Annotated in this window: 24 protein-coding genes; 6 read left to right on the top strand and 18 right to left on the bottom strand. The window is 63.6% G+C overall.

Going from position 1 to position 23008, the window contains the following annotated elements; genetic code table 11:
- Nucleotides 1-11 precede the first annotated feature (11 nt).
- Nucleotides 12-1496: a PAS domain-containing sensor histidine kinase gene (locus LJ656_RS14405; protein WP_230510078.1), complete on the top strand. Its 1485-nt coding sequence runs from the start codon at nucleotides 12-14 to the stop codon at nucleotides 1494-1496.
- 13 nt (nucleotides 1497-1509) lie between these two features.
- On the opposite strand, the gene LJ656_RS14400 is transcribed toward LJ656_RS14405, so the two are convergent.
- The 3 genes from LJ656_RS14400 to LJ656_RS14390 all read right to left on the bottom strand — a co-directional run bounded on the left by LJ656_RS14400 (nucleotide 1510) and on the right by LJ656_RS14390 (nucleotide 3740).
- The gene (locus LJ656_RS14400; RefSeq protein ID WP_230510077.1) at nucleotides 1510-1884 is read right to left on the bottom strand and encodes a 2-hydroxymuconate tautomerase family protein; all 375 of its coding nucleotides are present in this window, start codon (nucleotides 1882-1884) and stop codon (nucleotides 1510-1512) included.
- 75 nt (nucleotides 1885-1959) lie between these two features.
- Nucleotides 1960-2460 (bottom strand): aromatic-ring-hydroxylating dioxygenase subunit beta, encoded by a 501-nt coding sequence (locus LJ656_RS14395; protein ID WP_230510076.1) that lies wholly within the window; start codon nucleotides 2458-2460, stop codon nucleotides 1960-1962.
- The gene (locus tag LJ656_RS14390; RefSeq protein WP_230510075.1) at nucleotides 2457-3740 is read right to left on the bottom strand and encodes an aromatic ring-hydroxylating oxygenase subunit alpha; all 1284 of its coding nucleotides are present in this window, start codon (nucleotides 3738-3740) and stop codon (nucleotides 2457-2459) included. The genes LJ656_RS14395 and LJ656_RS14390 overlap by 4 nt, the downstream gene beginning before the upstream one ends.
- Before the next feature lie 181 nt (nucleotides 3741-3921).
- On the opposite strand from LJ656_RS14390, the gene LJ656_RS14385 reads away from it, so the two are divergent.
- Nucleotides 3922-4842, top strand: coding sequence for a LysR family transcriptional regulator (locus tag LJ656_RS14385; RefSeq protein WP_230510074.1), 921 nt, complete (start codon nucleotides 3922-3924; stop codon nucleotides 4840-4842).
- Nucleotides 4843-4871: 29 nt separating this feature from the next.
- Here the strand turns inward: LJ656_RS14385 and LJ656_RS14380 are convergent, their stop codons facing one another.
- The 12 genes from LJ656_RS14380 to LJ656_RS14325 form a co-directional block, all read right to left on the bottom strand.
- Nucleotides 4872-5840, bottom strand: a complete 969-nt coding sequence (locus LJ656_RS14380) for a PDR/VanB family oxidoreductase (protein ID WP_230510073.1) — start codon at nucleotides 5838-5840, stop codon at nucleotides 4872-4874.
- Between the two features lie 175 nt (nucleotides 5841-6015).
- The gene (locus LJ656_RS14375; protein WP_230510072.1) at nucleotides 6016-6315 is read right to left on the bottom strand and encodes a CcdB family protein; all 300 of its coding nucleotides are present in this window, start codon (nucleotides 6313-6315) and stop codon (nucleotides 6016-6018) included.
- Nucleotides 6315-6557, bottom strand: a complete 243-nt coding sequence (locus LJ656_RS14370) for a type II toxin-antitoxin system CcdA family antitoxin (protein ID WP_230510071.1) — start codon at nucleotides 6555-6557, stop codon at nucleotides 6315-6317. Before LJ656_RS14370 ends, LJ656_RS14375 begins: the two co-directional genes overlap by 1 nt.
- 189 nt (nucleotides 6558-6746) lie before the next feature.
- Nucleotides 6747-8054, bottom strand: a complete 1308-nt coding sequence (locus tag LJ656_RS14365) for an MFS transporter (protein WP_230510070.1) — start codon at nucleotides 8052-8054, stop codon at nucleotides 6747-6749.
- 193 nt (nucleotides 8055-8247) lie between these two features.
- Entirely contained in the window at nucleotides 8248-9168 is a 921-nt protein-coding gene (locus LJ656_RS14360; RefSeq protein WP_230510069.1) for a LysR family transcriptional regulator, read from the bottom strand.
- Nucleotides 9169-9218: 50 nt separating this feature from the next.
- Nucleotides 9219-9923 carry an EthD family reductase gene (locus LJ656_RS14355; protein WP_230510068.1) on the bottom strand — a complete coding sequence of 235 codons (705 nt, stop codon included), beginning with the start codon at nucleotides 9921-9923 and terminating at the stop codon, nucleotides 9219-9221.
- A gap of 2 nt (nucleotides 9924-9925) precedes the next feature.
- Nucleotides 9926-10444 (bottom strand): 4-hydroxyphenylacetate 3-monooxygenase, reductase component, encoded by a 519-nt coding sequence (hpaC, locus tag LJ656_RS14350; RefSeq protein WP_230510067.1) that lies wholly within the window; start codon nucleotides 10442-10444, stop codon nucleotides 9926-9928.
- Between the two features lie 19 nt (nucleotides 10445-10463).
- Nucleotides 10464-11678 (bottom strand): acyl-CoA dehydrogenase family protein, encoded by a 1215-nt coding sequence (locus LJ656_RS14345; protein WP_230510066.1) that lies wholly within the window; start codon nucleotides 11676-11678, stop codon nucleotides 10464-10466.
- 35 nt (nucleotides 11679-11713) lie between these two features.
- Entirely contained in the window at nucleotides 11714-13081 is a 1368-nt protein-coding gene (locus LJ656_RS14340) for an MFS transporter (RefSeq protein ID WP_230510065.1), read from the bottom strand.
- Nucleotides 13082-13776: 695 nt separating this feature from the next.
- Complete coding sequence (locus LJ656_RS14335; RefSeq protein ID WP_230510064.1) at nucleotides 13777-14292, bottom strand: hypothetical protein; 516 nt, start codon at nucleotides 14290-14292, stop codon at nucleotides 13777-13779.
- A gap of 256 nt (nucleotides 14293-14548) precedes the next feature.
- The gene (locus LJ656_RS14330; RefSeq protein WP_230510063.1) at nucleotides 14549-15028 is read right to left on the bottom strand and encodes a nuclear transport factor 2 family protein; all 480 of its coding nucleotides are present in this window, start codon (nucleotides 15026-15028) and stop codon (nucleotides 14549-14551) included.
- A 9-nt stretch (nucleotides 15029-15037) separates the two neighbouring features.
- A complete protein-coding gene (locus LJ656_RS14325) occupies nucleotides 15038-15802 on the bottom strand; it encodes a TetR/AcrR family transcriptional regulator (RefSeq protein WP_230510062.1) in 765 nt (254 codons plus the stop codon).
- Nucleotides 15803-15911: 109 nt separating this feature from the next.
- On the opposite strand from LJ656_RS14325, the gene LJ656_RS14320 reads away from it, so the two are divergent.
- Entirely contained in the window at nucleotides 15912-16562 is a 651-nt protein-coding gene (locus tag LJ656_RS14320; protein WP_230510061.1) for a YceI family protein, read from the top strand.
- A 57-nt stretch (nucleotides 16563-16619) separates the two neighbouring features.
- Here LJ656_RS14320 and tdh read toward each other — a convergent pair whose 3' ends face one another.
- Nucleotides 16620-17648, bottom strand: a complete 1029-nt coding sequence (gene tdh / locus LJ656_RS14315; protein ID WP_230510060.1) for an L-threonine 3-dehydrogenase — start codon at nucleotides 17646-17648, stop codon at nucleotides 16620-16622.
- Nucleotides 17649-17698: 50 nt separating this feature from the next.
- The gene (locus LJ656_RS14310) at nucleotides 17699-18904 is read right to left on the bottom strand and encodes a glycine C-acetyltransferase (protein WP_230510059.1); all 1206 of its coding nucleotides are present in this window, start codon (nucleotides 18902-18904) and stop codon (nucleotides 17699-17701) included.
- Nucleotides 18905-19069: 165 nt separating this feature from the next.
- Between LJ656_RS14310 and LJ656_RS14305 the strand changes: the two genes are divergently transcribed.
- The 3 genes from LJ656_RS14305 to LJ656_RS14295 all read left to right on the top strand — a co-directional run bounded on the left by LJ656_RS14305 (nucleotide 19070) and on the right by LJ656_RS14295 (nucleotide 21421).
- Nucleotides 19070-19717 (top strand): helix-turn-helix domain-containing protein, encoded by a 648-nt coding sequence (locus LJ656_RS14305; RefSeq protein WP_230510058.1) that lies wholly within the window; start codon nucleotides 19070-19072, stop codon nucleotides 19715-19717.
- A 102-nt stretch (nucleotides 19718-19819) separates the two neighbouring features.
- Nucleotides 19820-20230, top strand: a complete 411-nt coding sequence (locus tag LJ656_RS14300) for a DUF2471 family protein (protein WP_230510057.1) — start codon at nucleotides 19820-19822, stop codon at nucleotides 20228-20230.
- A gap of 108 nt (nucleotides 20231-20338) precedes the next feature.
- Nucleotides 20339-21421: a tyrosine-type recombinase/integrase gene (locus LJ656_RS14295; protein ID WP_230510056.1), complete on the top strand. Its 1083-nt coding sequence runs from the start codon at nucleotides 20339-20341 to the stop codon at nucleotides 21419-21421.
- Between the two features lie 129 nt (nucleotides 21422-21550).
- On the opposite strand, the gene LJ656_RS14290 is transcribed toward LJ656_RS14295, so the two are convergent.
- Nucleotides 21551-22768 (bottom strand): DNA-binding protein, encoded by a 1218-nt coding sequence (locus LJ656_RS14290; RefSeq protein WP_230510055.1) that lies wholly within the window; start codon nucleotides 22766-22768, stop codon nucleotides 21551-21553.
- Nucleotides 22769-23008: the final 240 nt, after the last annotated feature.

The raw sequence follows: 23008 nt of genomic DNA, 5'->3' as shown, positions 1-23008 counted from the left end.
AATGCGTCGCCATGACTACCCTGTCCGAAACCGATTTCCGCCTGCTGCTCGATTCGCTCAACCAGTGCGTGCTGCTGCACGATGCCGAGACCATCGCGATCGTGTGGGCGAATCGCGCCGCCTGCGTCGCGCTCGGCTATACGCTCGAAGAACTGCTGCCGCTGAAAGCCCACCACATGACGCGCGACGACGCGAAGTACCGCCGCGAGATCGCCGTCGATGCAATGCGCCGCTCCATCGGCGACGGACCGCAAGCGTACGAGTGGTGCTATCGCTCGCGCACCGGCGTCGATATGTTGTCCGAGGCAATCGCGACCTATGTACCGTTGAGCGGCCGGCCGGTCGTGATGGTGCAGTTTCGCGACATCAGCGCGCAGGAAGCGATGCGCCGCAAGCTGCGCAGTTACGAAGCGCGTTTGCGCGAGTACATGCAGGACCTTGGCGAAGGCGTCGCGCTGATTACGTCGCGCGGCAAGGTTGCGTATCTGAGCGAGTCCGGCCGCCGTGTGCTCGGCGTCGCGCCGGACGCGCCGCTCGGCGCCGCGCTCGACTACTGCACGCGCGAGGACCGCGACCGGCTGGCCGCGCAGTTGCGCGACGCGCCGCGTCAACATTCGGGCGATTCGAGCGATGCACAGCGCTACCGGATCACCCGGCGCGACGGCGCGCAACGCTGGCTGCGCATCTCGTGCCGGCGCGTCGATATCGACACGGCGCTGAACGGCGTGCTGGTGCACTTTCGCGACATCAGCGACGAAGTGGCGGTGGAGGAAACGCGTCGCATTGAAGCGCGCATGCTCGAATACGCGGGACGCTACAACGCGATGGGCGAGATGGCGACCGCGATCGCTCATGAATTGAGCCAGCCGCTCGCGGCGGTGCGCAACTTCGTCGAAGGGGCGATCCAGCGTCTGAATCAACCGGATGGGATCGAAAGCGCCATATGGGGTCTGCGCGCCGCCGACCGGCAAGCGGAGCATGCGGCGCTGATCATCAGGAGCGTGCGCGAATTCGTCGGCAAGCGCGAACCGGTCGCGACCGAAGCCGATCTGCGCGACGTGCTCGCTGAGGTCGCGTACTTCATCGAACTGCGCGCGCGCGACGAAGGCGTGACCGTGCGGCTCGAACAGGCCGCGCAGCCATTGCCGGTTCGTTGCGAACGCGTGCTGATTGGACAGGTGATTCTCAATCTCGCGTTCAACGCGGTCGAAGCGCTGAGCGGCGCGATGCAGACCGAGCGCGTGGTCACGCTCGCGACGTCGCAGAACGATGGCAAGGCCGAGCTTCATGTGATCGACAACGGCCCGGGCGTGCCCGACGACGTGCTCGACCGCCTGTTCGAAGGCTTTTCTTCGTCGAAGGCGGCCGGCAATGGGATCGGACTGTCGTTGTGCAAGAACATCGTCGCGCGTCACGACGGGCGCGTGTGGGCGCAGCGCGCGGCAACCGGCGGCCTCGATTGCCGCTTCGCGTTGCCGTTGCTGCCGCGCGCCTGAGACCATCGCGACGCTAGCGACCCAGCGCCCGCGCGGTCTTGCCGCCGAGGCCGAAGTCGGTGTTCGGAATGTCCTTGATCATCACCCGGGTGGACGGCAACGGTACGTCGAGCACTGCGGCGATCGTTTCGGATAACTGCGCAATCAGCGCTTCTTTCTGCACGTCGGTGCGGCCCGCGATCAGAATCGCGATGATGACCGGCAACGCGGCGGCGCTTAGCTTGCCGCCGAGGCCGGCATGCGCGGCGGCCATCTCCGAGAGCAGAATCCGCACGGACTCCGCGGGCGCGCCGATCGCGCGAACGGTCGCATCGGTCAAGCCCTCGATCAGTTGTGCTTTGCGTTCGTCCGCGTAGCCGTGCGGCAAATAGACTTCGAGTGTCGGCATGGTGATTCGCGAGTAAAACGGCGTGGGCCGGCCGGGTTGCGAGTACCGGCCGGCCCGTGGCCGTGTTCGTATAGATCAGAGCAGGAAGCCGATCGCGCTCAGCGCTTCGGTGGAATCGATCAGGCGGATCACCTTCTCGACCAGACGCGGCTCGCCGCTCGCCATGCTGATCTTGTGCGTCAGATCGGCGGCGAAGATCGTCGACACGCCCCGCTTGTACGCGATGACGATCTGCGATGACTTCACTTCGACCATGTCCGCGCTATCGCTCGCGAGCGTGAAGCGCGACACGGTGCGCACCGTGCGCGCCGCATCGGAGGCGGACGCGGAGTAACCGGAAGTCATCCGCTGCACGCGCTTTTCGCGCATATCCTGATTGTCGTACGCGTAGTTCAGCGTCGCCGCGTAGTCGGTCGTGTTCGGATCGATCGGCACCACGTAGTAGCCGGCCGGGTCCCACAGTTCGAGCCACTCGCGATAGTCGCGCCGGTCGAGCAATTCGGCTTCGCGCCAGATGAATTCGATCGCGCGCGCGAAGGTCTGGTGGGAAAAGAGTGCGTTTCTATCGTCCATCATGCCTGCTCCATCATTGCGCGCCACTGCCTGTACGCTTCGCGCATGCCGGTTTCGTCGGTTGCGTGCGCGGTCTTCTCGCCGTTCGCGGCGGTGGTTTCGCGATTCAGTCCGCGATTGACGAGGATCGGCACGTCCGGTCCCGCATGCGAGCCGCGCTGTACGCGCTCCCATGCTTCGGCGTCGTCGGGGCTGCCGAAGCCGAACGGGCCCTGGAAGTGTTCGTGAATCCGCAGACGTTCGCGGTTCGCTTCGTCGGGGCCGCCGTCCATCGCGAGCGCGACATGGCGAATCTCGGTTTCCTCGGCGGAAATCGGCCGCAGCACGCGGAAGAAGGCCATCGACAGCGCGAGGTTCGGGAACAGGTTCAGGTTGAAGCCGACGCCCATCAGCGAGCGCACGATCCGGCGCACTTCTTCCGGCGTGTGCTTTTCCGCGAGTTTCCCGGCCAGTTCGTTGAAACGCTCCTGCAGCGGCGCGCCGTCGTCCTGATCCAGATCGACCAGTTCGGGCATCAGCACCGCGAGGCTATGGCCGTTGCCGAGCGAGCGGCAGAACGCTTCGTCGCTGGTCATGAAGCTGGTGATCGCCGCCGCGGTTTCGTCATCGATCGATTTCATCCACGACTTGTGCACGACCGGGAAGTGATACAGGTCCGTGGTGTTCTCGAGCTGGATCTTCCAGTTGCCCTTGAACTTGAACTTGTGCTCGCCGTTGGCCTTGATCGGATAGCCGGCGCCCTGCTTCATGAACAGGTCGATCCACGGCTTCGCGCCGCCGAGAAAATCTTCGAGCGGTTCGATCGTTTCGTTGAAGCTCGCGAAGATCAGCCCTTGATAGACGCCGACGCGCAGCTTCTTCAGCGGCAGATCGCCTTTCTCGCACACGCCCTCGTAGCCGTCGCCATACGGCAGCGCGCGCAACGTGCCGTCGAGCGCGTACGACCAGCTGTGGTACGGGCAGGTGAAGCCCTTCGCATTGCCCTTGTGCTCTTCGCACACGGTCGCGCCGCGATGACGGCAGCGGTTTTGCAGCACGTTGACCGCGCCGCTCTTCTCGCGCACGACGATCACCGGCTGGCGGCCGATCGTCGTCGTGATGAAATCGCCCGGCTTCGGCAGTTCGCTGTCGTGCGCGACCCAGATCCACGTCTTGTAGAAAATCTGCTCGAGCTCGGCTTCGAACAACGCCGGATCGTAGTAAAGGGACGGCGCGATGCGATCGGGCTCGGCGCGCCTGGCTAAAGCGCTGGTGTCGATGGTTTGATAGGTCGGCGTACTCATCTTTGTGGGGTAGGGAAAAGTCGCGTTGTCGAAACGAAGACGCACGTCGACGCACAAAACCGCGTGCAACACATCGGCGCATCCTCTCGTTGACATCAGTCTCGCTTTGCGACGATCATGCGTCAAATCGATTAAAAACAGGTCTCCGGATAAATCCGGCTGATATCTCAAGAGTGTTCCCATGACTTCCATCGACCACGTCGATCTCAATCTGCTGCGCGTATTTCAGGCGATTGTCGAAGAGCGCAGCCTGACGAAAGCCGGCGAGCGCCTCGCGCTATCGCAACCCGCGGTCAGCTACTCGCTCGGCCGGCTGCGCACGATGTTCGACGACACGCTGTTCATTCGCACGCGCGCGGGCATGCAGCCAACGCCGGTCGCGCTCGAACTCGCGGAGATCGTCGGGCGCGCGCTCGATACCGTCAGGCAGGCGCTGCGTTACGCGGAGCGTTTCGATCCGGCGACGAGCACGCGCACGTTTCGTCTGTCGTTATCGGATGCCGGTGAGATGGCGTATCTGCCGGCGCTGTGCGCGGCCGTGCAGCAGGCCGCGCCGCGCGTGAAGCTGGTGGTCGAGCCGTTGCCGGTGGAGGAGATAGAAGAAGCGCTGCGCTCGAGCAGGCTCGACTTCGCAATCGGCAATTTGCCGTCGCTGCTGCCGCTTACCCGGCATAGCCTACTGTTCGAAGAGTCGTATGTGTGTATGACGCGAAAGCGCGCGGATTTGCCGAGCGGCAATACGCTGAAGCTGGAGCGCTTTCTGGCCGCGTCGCATGTGCAGGTGCGCTCGCTCGAACACAGTCACCATGCGCTCGATGACGCGCTGCGCGCGCAAGGCGTCGGGCGCAATATCGCGCTTGCGTTGCCGCACTTCGTCGCGGTGCCGGGTGTACTGACCGCGACCGATCTGTTCGCGACGCTACCCGAACGGCTCGCGCATATTCTCAATCGCGGCGACGCGTTCCGTATCTACGCATTGCCGGTCCCGTTGCCGAAAGCCGCCGTGACGATGCACTGGCACGAACACTTCCACGAAGACGAAGGGATCGCGTGGATGCGCGGGATGATTACCGACATCCTCGCGGGATTCGAGAAGATGTGAGGCCGAGGTTCTGATTCAGTGATGCTCACTCAAAGGTCGAGCACCAGCACCGGCGAGCGCGAGCGCGAAATACAGCAGCAGATCACGCTGTTGCTCGCGCGCTCGGCCTTGCTCAGACAGTGGTCGCGATGCTCGGGCTCGCCGCTCACTACGTCGACCATGCAGGTGCCGCACACACCCTCGCCGCATGACGTGTCCACTTCGATGCCGATCGACGCGAGCGCTTCGACGATCGATGTCTTGGCATCCACCCGCACCGTCTGACCGCTGCTCGCGAGTTGCACGTCGAAACTGTCGAGCGACGTGTCGGCTTCCAACACCGGCTCGGCCTTGAAACGTTCGAGATGAATCGCGTCGGCGGGCACGCGCGTTTGCGCGGCTTCGACGACCCGGTCCATGAACGGACCCGGCCCGCAGGTATAGACATGCGCGCCGTTGCCGGCGTCGTGCAGACACGCGTCGAGCGCGGCTTTCAGGTCTTCCGGCTCGACGCCGAAATGCAGCTTCACGTGCTGCGCGAACGGCTCGCGCGTGAGCAGCGACATGAACGCCGCATGCGCTTCGCTGCGCGCGAAATAGTGCAGCGTGAAACGCGCGCCGCGTGCGGCGAGCCGGTAGGCCATCGACAGCAACGGGGTGATGCCGATGCCCGCGCCGACCAGGATGTGCTCGCTCGCGCTTTCTTCGAGGCGAAACAGATTGCGCGGCGCGCCGACCGACAGTTCGGTGCCGACGCTCACATCGTCATGCAGCGAACGCGAGCCGCCGCGGGATTGCTCTTCTTTCTTCACCGCGAAGATTTGCGACTCCACGCATTCGGGATCGCCGCACAACGAATATTGGCGCGTGACGCCCGATGGGCTCGTCACGTCGATATGCGCGCCCGGTTCGTAGCGCTCGAATGGCAGCCCATCGAGCCGCGAGATGCTGAACGAGCGCACGCCATGCGCTTCCTCGCGCAACGCGTCGACGCGAACTTTCAGGGTTTGAGCTTGCATGATGGCCTTCCGGTGTGTTTCTTTGGGGACGATAGGCCAAGGTTAGCGGGGCTATTTGGATAAGCCAAATAGATTAAAAAGCGATGGAGGCATCAATCAGGCTGATTTTACTGGGGGGGGGGGTTGGGGAAGGTGCGATGTCGCTCACGCAGCCAGCTCCGCGCGGGCAGTATGGTCAGAACCCCTGTAACAGCAGATCGATCGCAGCAACAATTTCATCGTATCGATCACGAAGGCTCAGAACCACCTGTCTGAGTTCCTTTGCAGGAATGGTTCCCAGATATTGAGTCACCATCGAATGCTGCGTTCCTTCGATGACAAATACCGGATTGAGCCGAGTGGCAACCTTAGGTGCGTCCCTTACCGCCATCAACGGGACCACGACCCGCGTGTTGAAATGGCTCATCGTGTCCGCCTGCACGTCAAGCAGGTAACCCTCGCCATCCGGGGTTCGATAAACATCGAATCTCGCCATCAGAACATCCTGTACTTTGCGAGAGGCAGCCCATGCTTCTCGACGTATGCATTGGAGCTTTCGATCGCCTCCCTGTTTTCGACCAGCCAAGCTTCAGCCCGCGCGTCGGACACGGCCTTCGCCAGACCAGCTTCCGCTGCCTGAGACACGTTGATGCCGAGTTCCTTGGCTTCGGCAAGCAGACTTTCGGCTAAAGAGACGTTCGTCGCTTTTTTCGGGACGGCAGCATAGACAGCAACCATGAGGGACCTCCGAGGTGGGTTTTCATTACGATATTGCCACCAATGCGCATTACCGACAACATTCCGAATGCGCATTCCCTAACCTGATCCGGTCCGAATTTCTCAATACATTGGGGAAGCAGATATAAAAAAGCATTCGCGCGGCCCACGCCGCGCGAATGCTTTTTAAGTGAAGCGAAAGAGCGCGAGTTACCGCTGACGCGTCTCGTGCGTAAACCTCAGCGTCACCACAGTAATCAACCCGAGCACCATCAGGAACACGGCGACTGGCCAGTAAGCCTGATAGCGCGCAAGCAGCGCGGTCGCAATCAACGGCGACAAACCGCCCGCGAAAATCGACGCCACTTCATGCCCCAGTGCGACGCCGGAGTAACGAACCTCCGTACTGAACAACTCACCGACCAGCGCCGGCAGGGTCCCGATCATCGCGCCATGACACACCGCGGTGCCGAGCACCAACGCGAGCCACACCAGCGGCGTCGAATGCGTATTGAGCAGCCAGAAAAACGGAAACGCCATCACCACCAGCGAGAGCGCGCCGATCATATACACCGGCTTGCGCCCGATGTGGTCCGACAGTTTGCCCCATGCGAGCATCGCGCCCATTTCGACGACCATCGCGAGCATCACGCCGGTCAGCATCACCGAATTCGAAATGCCGATGAACTTGCCGTACACCAGCGAAAACGCGAGAAAAATATAGGCGCCGCCGTTTTCCGCCACGCGCAGACCCATCGCCATCAGGATCTCTTTCGGATGACGCCTGATCGCTTCGAGCACCGGCATATGGGTGGTCTTGCCGGCCTTGTCGGCGTTCTCGAAGTCGCGGCTCTCCGGCAGGTTGTGACGGATATAGACGCCGAGCGCGAAGATCAGAATGCTGGCGAGAAACGGCAGACGCCAGCCCCACGAGATGAACTGATCGTGCGGCAGCGCCTGCACCGCGAGAAACGCGGCCGACGACAGCACGAAGCCGCCGCCCACGCCCAACTGACTCCACGCCGCGAAATAACCGCGCTTTTCGGGCGGAGCATTCTCGCTGATCATCAGCACGCCGCCGCCCCATTCGCCGCCGGACGCGACGCCTTGCAGCAGGCGCAACGCGGCGAGCGCGGCCGGCGCTGCCAGACCGATATGGTCGTAAGTCGGCAGGAGCCCGATGCCGAAGGTGGCGAAACCCATGATCATCAGCGTCCACACCAGCGACGCGCGACGCCCATAACGATCGCCGATATGCCCGAACACGATGCCGCCGAGCGGCCGCGCGATGAAGCCGATCGCGAATGCGGCGAACGCGCCGATCGTGCCGATCAGCGGATTCGCATTCGGCGGAAAGAACAGTTGCCCGAGCACCAGCGCGGCCGCGGTGCCGTAGACGAAAAAGTCGTACCACTCCATCGCATTGCCGGCCACCGACGCGATGACGATTTTTCTGAGTGCGCGATCGGATTGCACGGTACTGCGTGTATCCGCGATCGACGATTGAACGGAAGCCATGTCTACTCGTATCTGATATGTGGGGAAGAGACGGCCTTTTCGGAAAAGGCTTCGAATGTCACTGAGTGTCGAGGCGACAGATAGCGGCGTCAAATTAGCCGAAAAGCACGGCGGGTATCAGTGCCGCAAATGTGCGAGACCGAATGCGCGATTTTTGCGGTACGTCGCGGCATTTCCGCGGCCTCACGCCGCCTCATGCGGCCTGCTGCGAGAACATCGTACGAATGGTTTCGCGCAGCCATGCAATGCCGGCGTCCGCCGCGAATTGCGTGTGCGTATGTACCTGGATCTCTATCGGTGGCAGAGAAAACGGCAGCGGCAGAATCCGGAAAGCCTTACCGCGATTGAAACGCTGCGCGATGCTTTTCGGAAAGATCACCGCGAGATCGGTATTCATTACGATCTCAGGCGCAACGACGAAATGCGGCAGCCGCAGCACGACGTCGCGCTTCACGTTCAATTCATCGAGCCATTGTTCGACCATCCGGTGCCCGGTCGCATTCGTGCTCGCGTAGACATAGCGCAGCGCGGCCAGGTCTTCGCGGCTCGGCCTCGTCTTGCGCAACGGGTGACCGGCGCGCACCACGCACACGTGCTCGTCGACGAATAGCGTCTGACTCACGCAGCCGGTGTCGAGACCGGGCACATAGCCGAGCGCGAGATCGATTTCGCCCGCGCGCATCGCCGCACTCACAGACTCGACCGGAACATTGGCCGCTTCGATGCGAATGCCGCGCGCGTCGCGATCGAGCAGCGCGAGGAGCGGCGGCAAAAAGTAGAACTCCGACATATCCGACATCGACACGCGGAATACCCGCTGCGCGGTCGACGGCTCGAACTTCGCCAGTTGCTGGACCGCGTCGTTGATGATCGCGAACGCTTGCGCGAGCGGCGGGTAGAGACGGAATGCGGCATCGGTGGGAACCATGCCGTTCGGGGTACGCGCGAACAACGGGTCTTCGAACAGCGTGCGCAGCCGGCGCAGCGCGTGACTGACCGCCGGTTGCGTAAGGCCGAGCCGATCGCCGGCCGCGGTCAGACTACGCAGGTCCCAGATCGCGAGAAACACGCGCAGCAGATTCAGATCGGGGATACCGGCATTCGGCTTGGTCATGCGCAGCTCTCGCAAACGAAACGCGCGTCGCTTGACGCACGACGCGCCGGTCAGTATGCCGCGAGGTTACCGTAGACGCTGCGCATTGCAAAATGAGGAGTCGCCCCGCTATACGGCGGCAGCGCGTGGAAATCGCGGCGCATGGCGTCGCGAATCGGTGACGCTAGCGCATCGGTCAGCGCGCTTGCGTCGTCGAACACGACCTTGTTGCGTTGCATCGCGTTGGCCGGCGCGAAGGGCAAATCGCTGCGGCTGTCGATGCGCGTATAGATCTCCATTTCGCGCAGCGCCGGCAATTGCAGCATCAACGGCGGATGGTGCTCCAGATAATGCGTGAGCCATGCATTGAAGTCTTGCGCGATGCCGTCATACGCGACCAGATACGTGCAGCGCGGTTCTTGTTGTGGCACGGCTGTCGCGTGCGGTGGCGTGTACTTGCGTACCGCCATCACTTGCTGAGTGAAGGCTTGCAGCGGACTCAACTGCTCGCGCAGCCCGGCCTGCAACGCACGCATGATCGTGCCATCGGCGCCGAGCGCGGCTTCGAGCGTCGCGAGTTCGTCGAAGTACCACTGCAGCACGCATGACGGCGCATTTTCGACCGCAACGATACGCGCGTCGTGTTGGCCGGCAATCGGCTCGTGCACGATAAGCTGGCGCAATCCGGCGACCGCGCTCGCGGCGCGCTGCAATTGGCCGATGTCGGCCAGCGGCTGCGCGTCGTTCGCGCCCAGCAGAAAGAGGCAGACCTGCATCGTCACGCCGCCTTGCGCGTGTCGGCCGCGCGCGCGAGTCGATGGAACTGTCGGCCGAAATAGACGAGGCCGTCGCCGTCGTCGCGCGTGGCGATGTGCGCGATCCGCACGAACATCACCGAATGCGAGCCAACGGTCTTGCTGTCGACGATCTTGCCCTCCAACGTCGCAATCGCATCGGTCAGTACCGGCACGCCCAGCCTGCCTGGCTGCCACGCGCACTGATCGAAGCGCGCGTCCATCGAACAGCCGGTCATCCCGGCGAATACGCTTGCCAGTTCCTGGGAATGCGCGCCGAGAATGTTGATGCAGATGTCGGCGTTTTCGTGCAGCACGTCGTGTACATAACTCGATTGATTGATGCACACCAGCATCGTCGGCGGCGTATCGGTCACCGAGCAGACCGCGCTCGCGGTGATTCCGCAGCGGCCGCGCGGACCATCGGTGGTGATGATGTTGACGGCCGCGCCAAGGCAGGCCATCGCGTTGCGGAAGTGCGCGCGGGTTTCGTCGTGCGTCATCGCAGTCGCTCCTCGTCGTTCAGGGATAGGGCGTCACCGGCGGGATGCCGACGAACAGCGCGCCCGACGCGTCATACGTGCCTTCGCCGAGAAACGCGTGCTGCGTGACGACGATCGAATCGCGCACCAGCCGCTGCATCCGGCTCTCGTTGTAGATGGCGCCGATGCCGGCCATCTTGTATGCGTGCATCACCACGTCGGCGCAGGTGTGCGCGGCGTGGGTCGCGGACAGACGCAGCAGATTCGCTTGTTGCGGCGACACCGGGTCGCCCGCCAGGATCGTGCGCCACGCCGATTCCGCCGACTCGAAGAAAAACGCCCGCGCGCTGCGCAGATTGGCTTCGGCTTGCGCGAGGCCCGAGCGGTAGTACCCGCGATCGGCGAGCCGCGGCGCGCCGGTCGTCGTCTTCGTCACGCCCGACAGGCCGGCGAGCAGATCGAGCGCCGCGCGCGCGAGCCCGAGATTGACCGCCGCGTGCACCTGGGCCTGAAACGCGACGGCCGGGTAGCGATAGAGCGGCTCGTCGATTAGCGCCACGCCGCCGCGCACGAAAGTCCACTGCTCGTCGACGAATTTGTTCTTCAACCGCAGATCGTGACTGCCGGTGCCCTGCATGCCGACCACGTTCCAGTTGTCGACGATCTCGACTTCGCTCGCCGGAAACACCGCGGTAAACGGCTTGCCCGCATTCGCGTCGCCCGGTTTCGCCGGCGCACCGCCGATGCCGACGCCGATCCAGTCCGCGCCTTTGCAACCGCTCGCGAAGCGCCACTGGCCCGACACGAGATAGCCGCCGGGCGCGCGTTCGGCCGGCTGCAACGGGTACAGACCGCCGGCGAACACCTGGTCCGGACCGCTCGCGTAGATGCGTGCCTGGGTTTCGAGCGGCAGCGCCGCGAGGTAGGTGTTGGCCGAACCGAACGCGGCGACCCATGCGGTCGAGCCATCGGTGATCGCAATGCGTTCGAGCATCGCCAGAAATTGCGCGGGCGGCAGCGCGTCGCCGCCGAAACGCTTCGGCGTGCTCGCGCGGAAAATGCCCGCGCGCTTCATCTTCGCGATCATGTCGCGCGGCACGTGCGAGACCTCGTGAAACTCGTCGCGACGGCGCTCGACCTCGACGATCAGTTCGTCCAGCGACAGCGGCCCCGGGTATTGTGGATAGTCATCCTGAGTATCGACGATTCGAGCGGCGTTGCAAGCGCGGGCGCTTGCGGTTTGGACGGCGTGCATGCGCGTTTCCTCTGGTTGCGATTGTGTGAGCGATGTCATTCGGCTTCCTGACGCGCACGGATGCGCATCGCCTTCGGATAGGTTTCGCGGGCGAGCAGTGTCGCGATCACGGTAATCAGGCCGAGCGCGCCGAGATAGAGCGCGACCGGGGTCGCACTGCGGTAGTGCGCGAGCAGCGCGGTAGCGATCATCGGCGACAGGCCGCCGCCGAGCACCGACGAAATTTCCCGGCCGACACCGAGCCCCGAGAAGCGCAGGTGCACCGGCAGCATTTCGCTGATGAACGCGGGTTGCGCGCCTTCGAGAATGCCGAGCGTGACGCTGTTGGCCAGCACCAGCGCGGTCATCACTTTCCAGTAGACGCCCGAGCCAAGCAGTGCGAAGTAAGGCCACGCGACGAGCACGACCGCGATCGCGCCGGCCAGATAAACCGGCTTGCGGCCGACCTTGTCGGTCAGATAGCCGAAAAACAGCGTGCACGGGATCATCAGCAGCATCGACACCGTCAGGCCGCCGAGAATCCAGCTCGACTTCACGCCGACGAACTGGCCGTACGCGAGCGAGAACGCGAAGAAGATGTACGACGCACCGCCTTCGCCGAAACGCAGACCGAAGATCGTCAGCACTTCGCGCGGACATTGGCGCAGCACTTCGAGTACCGGCAAGCGGGTCGCGCGGCTTTCATGGTTGTCACGGTTTTCGCGGCGCTTCGCTTGCGCTTCCGCGTAGGCGGCGCTTTCGCCGACCGAGCGGCGCATCCACAGACCCAGCACGACGAGCGCGGCGCTGCACAGGAACGGAATGCGCCAGCCCCAGCTGTGGAAGTCGTCCGGCGACAGGTTCTGCGCGAGCAGGAATGCGCCGGTCGACAGCACGAAGCCGAACGCCGCGCCGCACGGGCTCCAGGCGGACAGCGCGCCGCGCTTCGATTGCGGCGCGTTTTCGTGGATCAGCAAAATGCTGCCGCTCCATTCGCCGCCGGCGGCGAGCCCTTGCACGATGCGCAGACACACGAGCAGCACCGGCGCGGCGAGGCCGATCTGTTGATAGGTGGGCAGCAGGCCCATCAGCATGGTGGCCGTGCCCATCGTAAACAGCGTCAGCATCGTGACCAGCTTGCGGCCGTAGCGATCGCCGATGTGGCCGCACAACACGCCGCCGATCGGCCGCGCGATGAAACCGACGGTGAAGCCGCCGAACGCGGCGATCGTGCCGGTCAGCGGATCGCTGCCGACCGGGAAGAACAGTTTGCCGAATACGAGTGCGGCGGCCGTGCCGTACAGGAAGAAGTCATACCATTCGAGGATCTGGCCGAGTACGGCGGTGGTGACCGCGCGGCGCACATCGCTCGTCGATCGGGCGGGCCGGCGTGCCGCTAGCGGCGCGCCCAGGTCGGAATTCATCGCGTCAGAGTTCATGGCTCAGGGAGAACGAAGTTGGAGTTCCCGCACGAGATGCGCTCTGCGCAGCGGGGAGGAATCACATCCGGACGGCATGGGGCTCACGATATGAGCCGCAAAAACCGCGGTCAAATTCGGGCCAAAAATGCGGGGTATGAATTTGGTGCATGGGGCGCAGTGGGGGACTGCGCGTGCATTGATGAAGTTTATTGGGGGGGATACGGCGCACTGATATGCCGCGCTGCACAGTCGTGCGCGGGTTGAGGGAAGCGAAGGTGGCTCGACTCCCCGGATCCGTATGCGGTGTACGCGCGGCTTATCGGTGCTTTATGTGGTGACCACACGCGCGAATGGTGAGGAGTTCCAGGAGAGCTCGCAACGGTGAGGAATTCCAGGAGTTCACGCTATGGTGAGCAGTTCCAGGAGATAGCGCTATGGTGAGGTTTTACGGGAGCTGGGCGCGGCGTGCGTCCTTATGCGCTTGCAGTGGGTCCGCCTGGGTGAGCCTATCCAGGATGGTGAGGATTTCCAGGCGATCGACTATCACCGCTACGCGAACAAAAGGTGAGGAGTTCCAGGAGACAGCCTTAACGCCAGGTGCGGCGTGCATACGATGAGCGGATCACCGCTCCGCATCCGCCACCCTCAAGCTCCCGAAAAACCTCACCTCAACGCAATCGGGTGAATTCAGCAGTCCGTCAGAACTTCACCTTCACCTGAAACCCAATCGTAAACGGCAGGTTATCCGAAGGAATCGGCGGAATTACGATGAAGTTCGCGCCGACGCGCTTGTAGTCGACCATCACGATCGGCGCGACCACCGGTCCGATCGTGTGATCGTGGCCGAGCCCCCAGTTGCCGTAGTTGTAGCCCGAGATGATCCCGCCCATCACCGCGATGCGGATAAAACCCCAGTGCGCGAAGTCCGGTCCCCATACACCGCCGCCGTAATACGACGGCCGGCGCAGCGAATTTCGAAAGCCGCCGGCCGTCAGCGCCCATTGATTGTTCAACCAGCACTCGACGCCAAGCCCCGGGTTGAACTGTTCGAAGTGGGTGTCGGGATCGGGATTGATGTGATACGAGCCGAGCATTGCGTCGACCCACACGCCGCCGTCGCACCAGCTCGCGTGCGCGGCGGTGGCCGCCGCCAGGCTGGCGAACAACGCCACCGCGGTGCGCCGGATATTCTTGTTGATCTGCCGAAAGTGCATGTGTTCTCCGTCACCGGTCGGGCGCCGGTGTCATTGCCGTTGTCGCTTTGTCGTTGTATGTGCTGCCCGTCGCGCACTGTACCCGAAGCGGCGCGCACGATGTTGAGGGCACGCTCGGGCGCGCGGGCACGTGGCGTGCCGATGCGCGAAAAAGCAACGTCGCAACGATAACGGAGAACCGATGGCGAAGTGATGAACACAGCGTAAATCGCTGGCGCGCGTCGCCGCGCCCGCCCGTCAATGCAATCCGGCCCGTCTACAGTCCGAGTTCGCTCAGGCCCGGATGGTCGTCCGGACGGCGGCCGAGCGGCCAATGGTAAAGACGGTCGGCCTCGCGAATCGGCACGTCGTTGATGCTCGCGTGACGGCGCGCCATCAGACCATGCTCGTTGAACTCCCAGTTCTCGTTGCCGTACGAGCGGAACCAGTTATTCGAATCGTCGTGCCACTCGTACGCGAAGCGCACCGCGATACGATTGTCCGTCACCGCCCACAGCTCCTTGATCAACCGGTAGTCGAGTTCCTTCGCCCACTTGCGGCTCAGAAAGCCGACGATCTCCGCGCGGCCTTGCACGAACTCCGCGCGATTGCGCCAGATGCTATCGGTCGTATAGGCGAGCGAGACCCGCTCGGGTTCACGCGTGTTCCACGCGTCTTCCGCGGCGCGCACTTTCTGGATCGCGCTGTCACGCGTAAACGGCGGCAGCGGCGGACGGGTTTCGGGGGTATCGGCCATGATGGTTACTCAGTCGGTAGAGGCGCGCCGGGATGGCGGCCGTCGGGTTGCCTGGGGCTTGGTGGCTTTCGCCGTGGATTTGCGCGCGGACTTGGCTACGGATTTGGCCGCGGATTTGCGCAGGGATTTGGCCACGGCCGTGATCGCGGCTTGCGTTGCCAATGACGCCTCGGTGTCGAGCAAGCTCTTCGCGACAGCCTGCGCGTCGCGCGCCGCATCGGCTTCTCCGCTCACCAGCGCGACCGCGATCGCGCCGTCGAGCAACACCAGCCACTGCCGTGCGAGCGGCGCGGCGCGACGCGCATCGAGCGCCGCTTCGGCCGCAAGCGCGTCGCATTGCGCGCGCACGAATTCGAGCAGACGGCTCTTGTGTTTGCGAGCGACGACACGGATCGGATCGTCCGCGCTGGCGATTTCTCCGGCCGCGTTCAGAAACGCGCAGCCGTGAAAATCCGCCGAGGCAAACCATTCGCGCAACACGTCGAACATGCCGAGCAGCCGTTTGCGCGCGCTCTTGCCGCGCCGTTCGGTGCCGGCGATGAACCAGTTCATCCAGCGCTCGTCGCGCCGTTCGAGCGCGGCCGCGACCAGCGCGTCTTTCGATTCGAAGTGCGTGTAGAAGCTCTTACGCGCGGTGCCGGACTCGCGCACGATCGCATCCACGCCGGTCGCGTGGATGCCGCCGGCGTAGATCAACGCCTCGGCCGCATCGAGCAGACGGTCACGCGCGCTGCCGGGCGGCGGCGGATCAGCGGGGATAGTTTCCTGTGTCATAAACGAAAGGTAGAACGACCATTCTCCTTCGTCAAGTTTTTTTCGTCGCCCGCGGCATGAGTGTGCTTGCTGCTATCGTTCAGAACATCGCACTACCGGAATCGCTTCGATGAACTCAACCGCTATTCGCGCCGCCTGCGTGCGCGCGCTGCTCGGCGCGGCGCTGCTCAGCGCGATGGCCTGCACGCCCGTGCAGGTGCTCACGCATTCGGTCAGCCAGAATGAGGCGCGGGTGCCGGTCGGCCGCTACGAGATCGATCAGGACCACACGAGCATCACGTTCGACATCGACCACTTCAAGTATTCGCGATTTACGATGCGCTTCGATCGCAAGCACGGCCAGCTCGACTGGCATGACGGCGGTCTGGATCGCAGCACGGCCGCGGTCACGATCGACGCCGCGAGCATCGACACCAACGTGCCACTGCTCGACAAGATGGTGAAAAGCGACAGCATGCTCGACGTCGCGCGCTATCCGGAGATTCGCTTTGCGAGCACGCGTTTCGAGCGCACCGGCGAATCGCGCGGCACGCTAAGCGGCGATCTGACGATTCGCGGCGTCACGCAACCGGTGACGCTCGATGTCACATTCAACGGTTTCGCGCCCGATCCGCTGACGAAGAAAGACACGCTAGGCTTTTCCGCGGACGGTCATTTCAGCCGCGCGAAGTTCGGCCTCGCGACGTGGTATCCGGCGGTCGGCGACGACATTCACGTGCGCATTCAGGCCGAATTCGTGAAAACGCCCGCAGGCGCGTAAGCGTGCTGCGGGCGTTGTGCAATTGACAACGCGAGTCGCGTTGCCTCGGGCTCAGACTCAGGCCGTCCAGTCGAGGATCACCTTGCCGCTCTCGCCGGAGAGCATCGTCGCGAACGCCTGCTGATAGTCGTCGACCTTGAAATGGTGCGTGAGGATCGGCGACAGATCGAGCCCGCTTTGCAGCATCGCGACCATCTTGTACCAGGTCTCGAACATCTCGCGGCCATAAATGCCCTTGATTTCGAGGCCCTTGAAGATCACCTGGGTCCAGTCGATCGCGGTCTGCGCAGGCGGAATGCCGAGCAACGCGATCTTGCCGCCGTGATTCATCGCCTCCAGCATGCTCGTGAACGCGCTCGGCACGCCGGACATTTCCAGCCCGACGTCGAAGCCTTCTGCCATGTGCAGATCGTGCATCACGTCATGCAGCGATTCGCGCGACACGTTCACCGCGCGCGTCGCGCCCATCTTGCGCGCGAGTTCGAGCCGGTAGTCGTTGACGTCGGTGATCACGACGTTGCGCGCGCCGACGTGCTTTGCAATCGCGACCGCCATGATGCCGATCGGTCCCGCGCCGGTAATCAGCACGTCCTCGCCGACCAGATTAAACGACAGCGCGGTGTGCGTTGCGTTGCCGAACGGATCGAAGATCGCGGCGAGATCGTCGGAGATGTCGGGCGGAATCTTGAATGCGTTGAACGCCGGAATCACCAGGTATTCGGCAAACGCGCCTTCGCGATTCACGCCGACACCGATCGTGTTGCGGCACAAATGCCGGCGCCCCGCGCGACAGTTGCGACAGAAGCCGCAGGTGATATGCCCTTCGCCCGATACGCGGTCGCCAATCGCGAAGCCGCGCACTTCCTGCCCCATCTCGACGATTTCGCCGACATATTCGTGGCCCACGTGCATCGGCACCGGAATCGTTTTTTGCGCCCAGTCGTCCCACTTCCAGATATGAATGTCGGTACCGCAGATCGCGGTGCGCGTGATGCGGATCATCACGTCGTTGTGGCCGACTTCCGGCTTCGGCACGTCCGTGAGCGTGAGGCCCGGCGCGCGTTCGAGTTTTGCCAATGCTTTCATTCAAGACTCCTTGCTGATTCTGCCGCCTTCACGGGGCCACTCACGCGCGCTCACGCGCCGATCACGCCGAGTTCGCGGCCGACGCGCGCGAACGCCGCCACCGCGCGATCGATCTGCTCAGGCGTATGCGCGGCGCTCATCTGCGTGCGGATGCGCGCGCGCCCGCGCGGCACCACCGGGAACGAAAAGCCGATCACGTAGACGCCTTCCTTGAGCAGCGCATCGGCCATCTTGCCGGCCAGTTGCGCGTCGCCGAGCATCACCGGAATGATCGGATGTTCGCCCGGAACCAGCGTGAAGCCGAGCGCGCTCATCTCGCGACGGAAGTGCGCGCCGTTTTCGCGCACGCGTGCGCGCAGTTGCGCGCCTTCTTCACTGGCAAGCAATTCGAGTACCTTCAGCGACGCCGCCGCGATGCTCGGCGTCAGCGTGTTAGAGAACAGGTACGGGCGCGAGCGCTGCCGCAGCACTTCGACGATCTCGCGACGCGCGGCCACGTAGCCGCCCGATGCCCCGCCGAGCGCCTTGCCGAGCGTGCCGGTGATGATGTCGACGCGCGCCATCACCCCGCAATGCTCGGGCGTGCCGCGGCCATGTTCGCCGATGAAACCGACCGCGTGCGAGTCGTCGACCATTACCAGCGCGCCGTATTTGTCGGCGAGATCGCAGATGCCGGCGAGGTTCGCGATGATGCCGTCCATCGAGAACACGCCGTCGGTCGCGATCAGCTTGAAGCGCGCACCGGCCGCGTCGGCTTCCTGCAGGCGCGCTTCGAGGTCCGCGAGGTCGTTGTTCCTGTAGCGCAGACGTTTCGCTTTCGACAGCCGCACCCCGTCGATGATGCTCGCGTGATTCAGCTCGTCGCTGATGATCGCGTCGTTTTCGTCGAGCAGCGTTTCGAACAGGCCGCCGTTCGCGTCGAAGCAGCTCGAATAGAGGATGCAGTCGTCGGTTTGCAGGAAGGCGGCGAGCGCCGCCTCGAGTTGCTTGTGCACGGTCTGCGTGCCGCAGATGAAACGCACCGACGCCATGCCGAAGCCGTCGTTGTCGAGCCCCTGTTTCGCCGCTTCGATCAGGCGCGCGTCGTCGGCAAGGCCGAGATAGTTGTTCGCACAGAAGTTGAGCACGCCGCTGCCGTCGGCGAGCCGCACGTCGGCCGACTGCGGGCTCGCGATCACGCGCTCGCTTTTGTAGAAGCCGTCGGCGCGAATCTGCTCGAGGGTGTTGCGCAGATGCGCCAGGTATTGGTCTCGCATGATCGGGGCTCCTGATCGAAGTGGCGCTTGCCGTCAGAACCTGCGCCATGCGACGCATGCGCTACGTGGATGAGGGCGAGGCGGCCTGTTATAGTCGGCTGTCAGCTTTATCGGATATTTTCGTTTTTTCGAACTAAAATCCGGTATATCGAACAACTCTAAACGATGGGTCTGGAAATGGCAAGTTCGGGTACACGCCGCGCCGCGGCCAGTGCGGCGGCCGCCACGGCGCCGGCGAGCGCGTCGGCGCCGCCCGCCAATGCTGCACCGCCGCGCGTCGGCGAGCAGATTCAGCGGCTGCGCGCCGAGCGGCGCATGACGCTCGACGACCTGTCGCGCGCGGCCGGCGTGTCGAAGTCGATGCTCTCCGAGATCGAGCGCGACAAGGCCAATCCGACGATCGCGGTCGCGTGGCGCCTGACCAATGCGCTCGGCGTGAGCCTCGATTCGCTGTTCACGCCGCCGAAGGCGCCGGAGGCGATCGCCGTTTCCGGCTCGCACGATATTCCTACGCTAAGCGGTCACGACGCGAAATACCAGTTGCGCGTGTGGGGGCCGATCGATCTGGCCGGCAAATTCGAATGGTACGAGTTGACGCTGCAGCCGGGCGGGGCGCTGGTGTCGAGCGCGCACGAGCCGGGCACGCGCGAGCATCTGACCGTGCTGCATGGGTCGATCGAGGTCGAGGCGGCCGGCACGACGAAGCGGTTGAAGCTGGCCGACACCGCGAGATATGTTGCCGATGAGCCGCATGCGATTCGCAACGTCGGGCGGAGCGAGGCGAAGGCTTTGCTGGTGGTGATTCACGGATAAGCGGCAGCGCTGGACCCGTCGCGGTCCACCATCGGCCATTCGGCTAAGGTTGCGCCCGATACTGTATGTTTGTACAGTATCGGGTGTCGATTGGAGCCGAGAATGAACAACCTGAACGCCGTCCCTACCGATCAAACGCTCGCCGCGCTGCGCTACCAGACCGCCGCGCGAGATCTCGAACACATCGTGCGCAGCATCGCCGCGCGTTACATCGTCAAGCAGGTGCCGCTCACGTGGCGGCTGCTGCACGCGATCGAAGCCGAGGCGCTGGCCGACCTCGGTTTTGCGAGCCGGCACGATGCGCTGATGCTCGGGTTATTCCAGCGGCCGTCGGATCTGCCATACCCGGAGACCGACGACAGCGTCGACTTCGGCTCCTCCAATGCATTGCCCGCGGTGTTTGCGTTTGCAGTCAGCGCGTACGAGCTGGCCGCGCGGGAAGCTGCGCTGCGGGCGGCGCAGCAGCCTTCCGAACAGATGCCGCTGAAACGCACGCGAGCCTGGGGCGGCTAAGATGGCAGCCGTTTTTTGAAGCTGGTCGTCTTCCGCACCGAGACTACATAGCCACATCCAGCGCCTACAATACGCAAAACAAATGCGCAACTAACGGAAGAAACGCCGATGTCTCCTCCCCATCTGTCCGACCCCGTTCTCCGTCCCGCGCCGGATACCGATCTATTCGACCAGCAACGCGAAGACTGGCGCCGCGATCCGCAGGTCGCCTTCGACGCATGGCTCGCGAAGCAGCATTTTCGCCGCTCTTCCGCGCTGGTCTACCAGGCGCAGTGGGGGCAGTTTCTCGACTGGCTCGGCACGCGCCAGCAAACCCTCGCAACGGTCGACACGCCTGCGATCGCCGAATTTGTCGCCGGTCTCGAAATCCGCAAAACACAACGGATGCGTTATTTAAGGCTGATCGAGCGCGTGCTCGATCACGTGCGCGAAATCGAATCGGCATCGACCAATCCGGCGCGCTTTATTGCTCAGGATGGCGAAGCAGCGTGGCGCAACGCGCGCGACAACGAACCGACCAGCTTTCTCTCACACGCCGAACGCACCGCGCTGATCGCCCAACTATTTGCGCCATTACCCGCGTTATCGACCGCGCAGCGTTGGCGCGAACGCCGCGATCGCGCGTTGATTGCGGTGTTTCTGGGTGGCGGAGTGAAGACCGGCGAGGCCGCGGCTCTATCGGTTAGTTGCGTCAATGCAGGCTCGCCGTGGGTCACGATCGAGTCCGCGAATCCACTACTGACGCGCCGCACGCGGCTCGCGCCATTCGCGGCCGCGATTCTCGATGCGTGGCTGGCCGAGCGGCGGGTCACGGAACTGGCCGGCAATCTGGTATTTCCGGCCTCGCCGTCCGGACGTCCGATGCATAAGGCGACGATGCTGCGCGCGGTCGATGCGCTGGTGGAGGCCGCCGGCATCGCCGCGTCGCGCCAGTCGCGCGCGAGTCCGCAAACCTTGCGCAATACCTTTGCAGCGGACCTGTTCGAGAGCGGGGTGGAGGCCGAACAGGTCGGTCAGTGGCTCGGCTTTGTGCAGGCGGTGTCCGCGAACCGGCTGTATCGCGCGTGGCAAACGTGGTTTGAACAGCAGGATGCGCCGGCGACCGAAGTGCCGGATCCGGCGGCGCCGCCGCTGGCCGCACCTAGAAGCGACGGACGTTTGACGCGTAAACCGGGCACCGGCGAGCCCTGAAAGTCCTCACCTTCCGGGTCCCGAATTTCCTCACCTTTGGCGGTTTATCCGTTGGGTTGGCGGTGAAGCGGCGGGTGAATCGAGGGGGCGGCGGCGAGTGAAGACTAACCGCGCCGCTCATGAACCGCGTCAGAAAGAACGCGTGGACACCTCGGCCGGTTTGCCATCCGCCAGAAACTGACTGACCGCCGCCAGCCTCGAATCGCCGAGGCCCGACGAGTGCTCGCACTCCGGACACAGCAGCTCGAACCGGTGATCGACCTGCGACAGCTCCGGCTCACCTTCCTCGCATTTCGGGCAACGTGCGGGCAAGCTCACCTGCCCGTCGGCCGCGGTGCCGATCATGCGCAGTTCTTCGTTGCTGAGCCGGCCGGCACTGACCAGCGAACACAGCAAACCGGCAATCGCCGGATCGATGCCCTGCTGGGCCCGCAGGCTCGCGACCTCTTTCGTCAACGCGTCGACTTCGTCCGACTGCTCGCGCAACTGCGCATCGAGCCGGTCGCCGCGCGCCTTGGCCGCGGCAATCTGCTGGATGAACTCGAACTCCTTGCGGCTCGCGTCGCGCACGCCGGACTGATAGGTCGCGGCCATGCTGCGCAGCGAATCGAGCTCGACCAACATTGGCTTCACGCGCCGCTCGGCTTCGGCGACGGCGTCCTTGATCTGCTGCGCGTAGTGCTCGGTGCTTTGACGCAGTTCCACATGCAATGCATCGATCCGGTCGCGCAAAGCGGCATTGGTGGCCTGCTCGCTTTCGAGCCGCTGGCGCAGCGACTCGTTTTCCTGGTCGAGGCGACGGGTCGTTGCCTGTAAACCCTCTAGCTGGACATTGCCGTGCGTGGTCGCGTTCAGCAATTCGCCCTCGAGCGCGCGAAGTCGCTCCCATGCGGCGTCGGCGCGGGCTTCGCTGCGTTTGATCGCTTCGTCGGCCGCATCGCGACGGATGTCCGCGTCGCGCACGCGTTGTTCGGCCTCGTTGATCTGCGCGCGCATTTCAGCGCGTTCGCCCTCGAGCGAGGCTCTTGCCTGCGCGACGGCCTCCTCGAACAGCGCCCCGAGCAATTCGCCGGCGCGTTCTTCGAGCGCCTTCGGAATTGCGCCGGCGCCGACTTTGACGCGCGACACATTGCGGATGCGCTCCCAGAAATGGTCGATGTCCTTCGGAATATCGCTGGCGCTGCCGGTCTGGGTGAGATCGCGCACAGCCGCCATCGAGGGGCGTATACCGAGATCGAAAAACAGTCGTTTACAGGCATGCAGGGACAGCTCCTGCCGACGCACGCCTTGCGCGCGCATAGTTTCTAGCTCCTCGCGAATGGTTTGCCGCTCCTGATCCAGATTCATGTTTACCTCGGTATCGCCTGAATTGGATGGATCATAACAATTTACGTAGCGTTTGCTACTGATTTGTTCATAGCAATGGAATTGGCGTAAACGGATGGACTTTTAGGACAGAAGGGTGTCAGTAAACGCTCGCCGCGCGGTTTTTCCGTGAAACAAATCGAAGAATAGCCAATAAGTCGTTGTAAATAAAGAGACTTATTGGTCCTTTCATCGATCGTGCACTGTTTCACGGAGAGTGGC

Source organism: Paraburkholderia sejongensis, assembly GCF_020880815.1.
Taxonomy (GTDB): domain Bacteria; phylum Pseudomonadota; class Gammaproteobacteria; order Burkholderiales; family Burkholderiaceae; genus Paraburkholderia; species Paraburkholderia sejongensis.
This window is presented reverse-complemented; position numbering and strand designations above follow the sequence as displayed.

Bases quoted from the DNA above. Each gene is read 5' to 3' on its own strand.
- LJ656_RS14395 (WP_230510076.1), bottom strand. From the start codon at position 2,460: ATGATGGACGATAGAAACGCACTCTTTTCCCACCAGACCTTCGCGCGC.
- LJ656_RS14335 (WP_230510064.1), bottom strand. From the start codon at position 14,292: ATGCACTTTCGGCAGATCAACAAGAATATCCGGCGCACCGCGGTGGCG.
- tdh (WP_230510060.1), bottom strand. From the start codon at position 17,648: ATGAAAGCATTGGCAAAACTCGAACGCGCGCCGGGCCTCACGCTCACG.
- LJ656_RS14310 (WP_230510059.1), bottom strand. From the start codon at position 18,904: ATGCGAGACCAATACCTGGCGCATCTGCGCAACACCCTCGAGCAGATT.
- LJ656_RS14390 (WP_230510075.1), bottom strand. From the start codon at position 3,740: ATGAGTACGCCGACCTATCAAACCATCGACACCAGCGCTTTAGCCAGG.
- LJ656_RS14400 (WP_230510077.1), bottom strand. From the start codon at position 1,884: ATGCCGACACTCGAAGTCTATTTGCCGCACGGCTACGCGGACGAACGC.
- LJ656_RS14295 (WP_230510056.1), top strand. From the start codon at position 20,339: ATGTCTCCTCCCCATCTGTCCGACCCCGTTCTCCGTCCCGCGCCGGAT.
- LJ656_RS14365 (WP_230510070.1), bottom strand. From the start codon at position 8,054: ATGGCTTCCGTTCAATCGTCGATCGCGGATACACGCAGTACCGTGCAA.
- LJ656_RS14370 (WP_230510071.1), bottom strand. From the start codon at position 6,557: ATGGTTGCTGTCTATGCTGCCGTCCCGAAAAAAGCGACGAACGTCTCT.
- LJ656_RS14385 (WP_230510074.1), top strand. From the start codon at position 3,922: ATGACTTCCATCGACCACGTCGATCTCAATCTGCTGCGCGTATTTCAG.
- LJ656_RS14355 (WP_230510068.1), bottom strand. From the start codon at position 9,923: ATGCAGGTCTGCCTCTTTCTGCTGGGCGCGAACGACGCGCAGCCGCTG.
- LJ656_RS14300 (WP_230510057.1), top strand. From the start codon at position 19,820: ATGAACAACCTGAACGCCGTCCCTACCGATCAAACGCTCGCCGCGCTG.
- LJ656_RS14360 (WP_230510069.1), bottom strand. From the start codon at position 9,168: ATGACCAAGCCGAATGCCGGTATCCCCGATCTGAATCTGCTGCGCGTG.
- hpaC (WP_230510067.1), bottom strand. From the start codon at position 10,444: ATGACGCACGACGAAACCCGCGCGCACTTCCGCAACGCGATGGCCTGC.
- LJ656_RS14340 (WP_230510065.1), bottom strand. From the start codon at position 13,081: ATGAATTCCGACCTGGGCGCGCCGCTAGCGGCACGCCGGCCCGCCCGA.
- LJ656_RS14305 (WP_230510058.1), top strand. From the start codon at position 19,070: ATGGGTCTGGAAATGGCAAGTTCGGGTACACGCCGCGCCGCGGCCAGT.
- LJ656_RS14375 (WP_230510072.1), bottom strand. From the start codon at position 6,315: ATGGCGAGATTCGATGTTTATCGAACCCCGGATGGCGAGGGTTACCTG.
- LJ656_RS14325 (WP_230510062.1), bottom strand. From the start codon at position 15,802: ATGACACAGGAAACTATCCCCGCTGATCCGCCGCCGCCCGGCAGCGCG.
- LJ656_RS14330 (WP_230510063.1), bottom strand. From the start codon at position 15,028: ATGGCCGATACCCCCGAAACCCGTCCGCCGCTGCCGCCGTTTACGCGT.
- LJ656_RS14290 (WP_230510055.1), bottom strand. From the start codon at position 22,768: ATGAATCTGGATCAGGAGCGGCAAACCATTCGCGAGGAGCTAGAAACT.
- LJ656_RS14405 (WP_230510078.1), top strand. From the start codon at position 12: ATGACTACCCTGTCCGAAACCGATTTCCGCCTGCTGCTCGATTCGCTC.
- LJ656_RS14320 (WP_230510061.1), top strand. From the start codon at position 15,912: ATGAACTCAACCGCTATTCGCGCCGCCTGCGTGCGCGCGCTGCTCGGC.
- LJ656_RS14380 (WP_230510073.1), bottom strand. From the start codon at position 5,840: ATGCAAGCTCAAACCCTGAAAGTTCGCGTCGACGCGTTGCGCGAGGAA.
- LJ656_RS14345 (WP_230510066.1), bottom strand. From the start codon at position 11,678: ATGCACGCCGTCCAAACCGCAAGCGCCCGCGCTTGCAACGCCGCTCGA.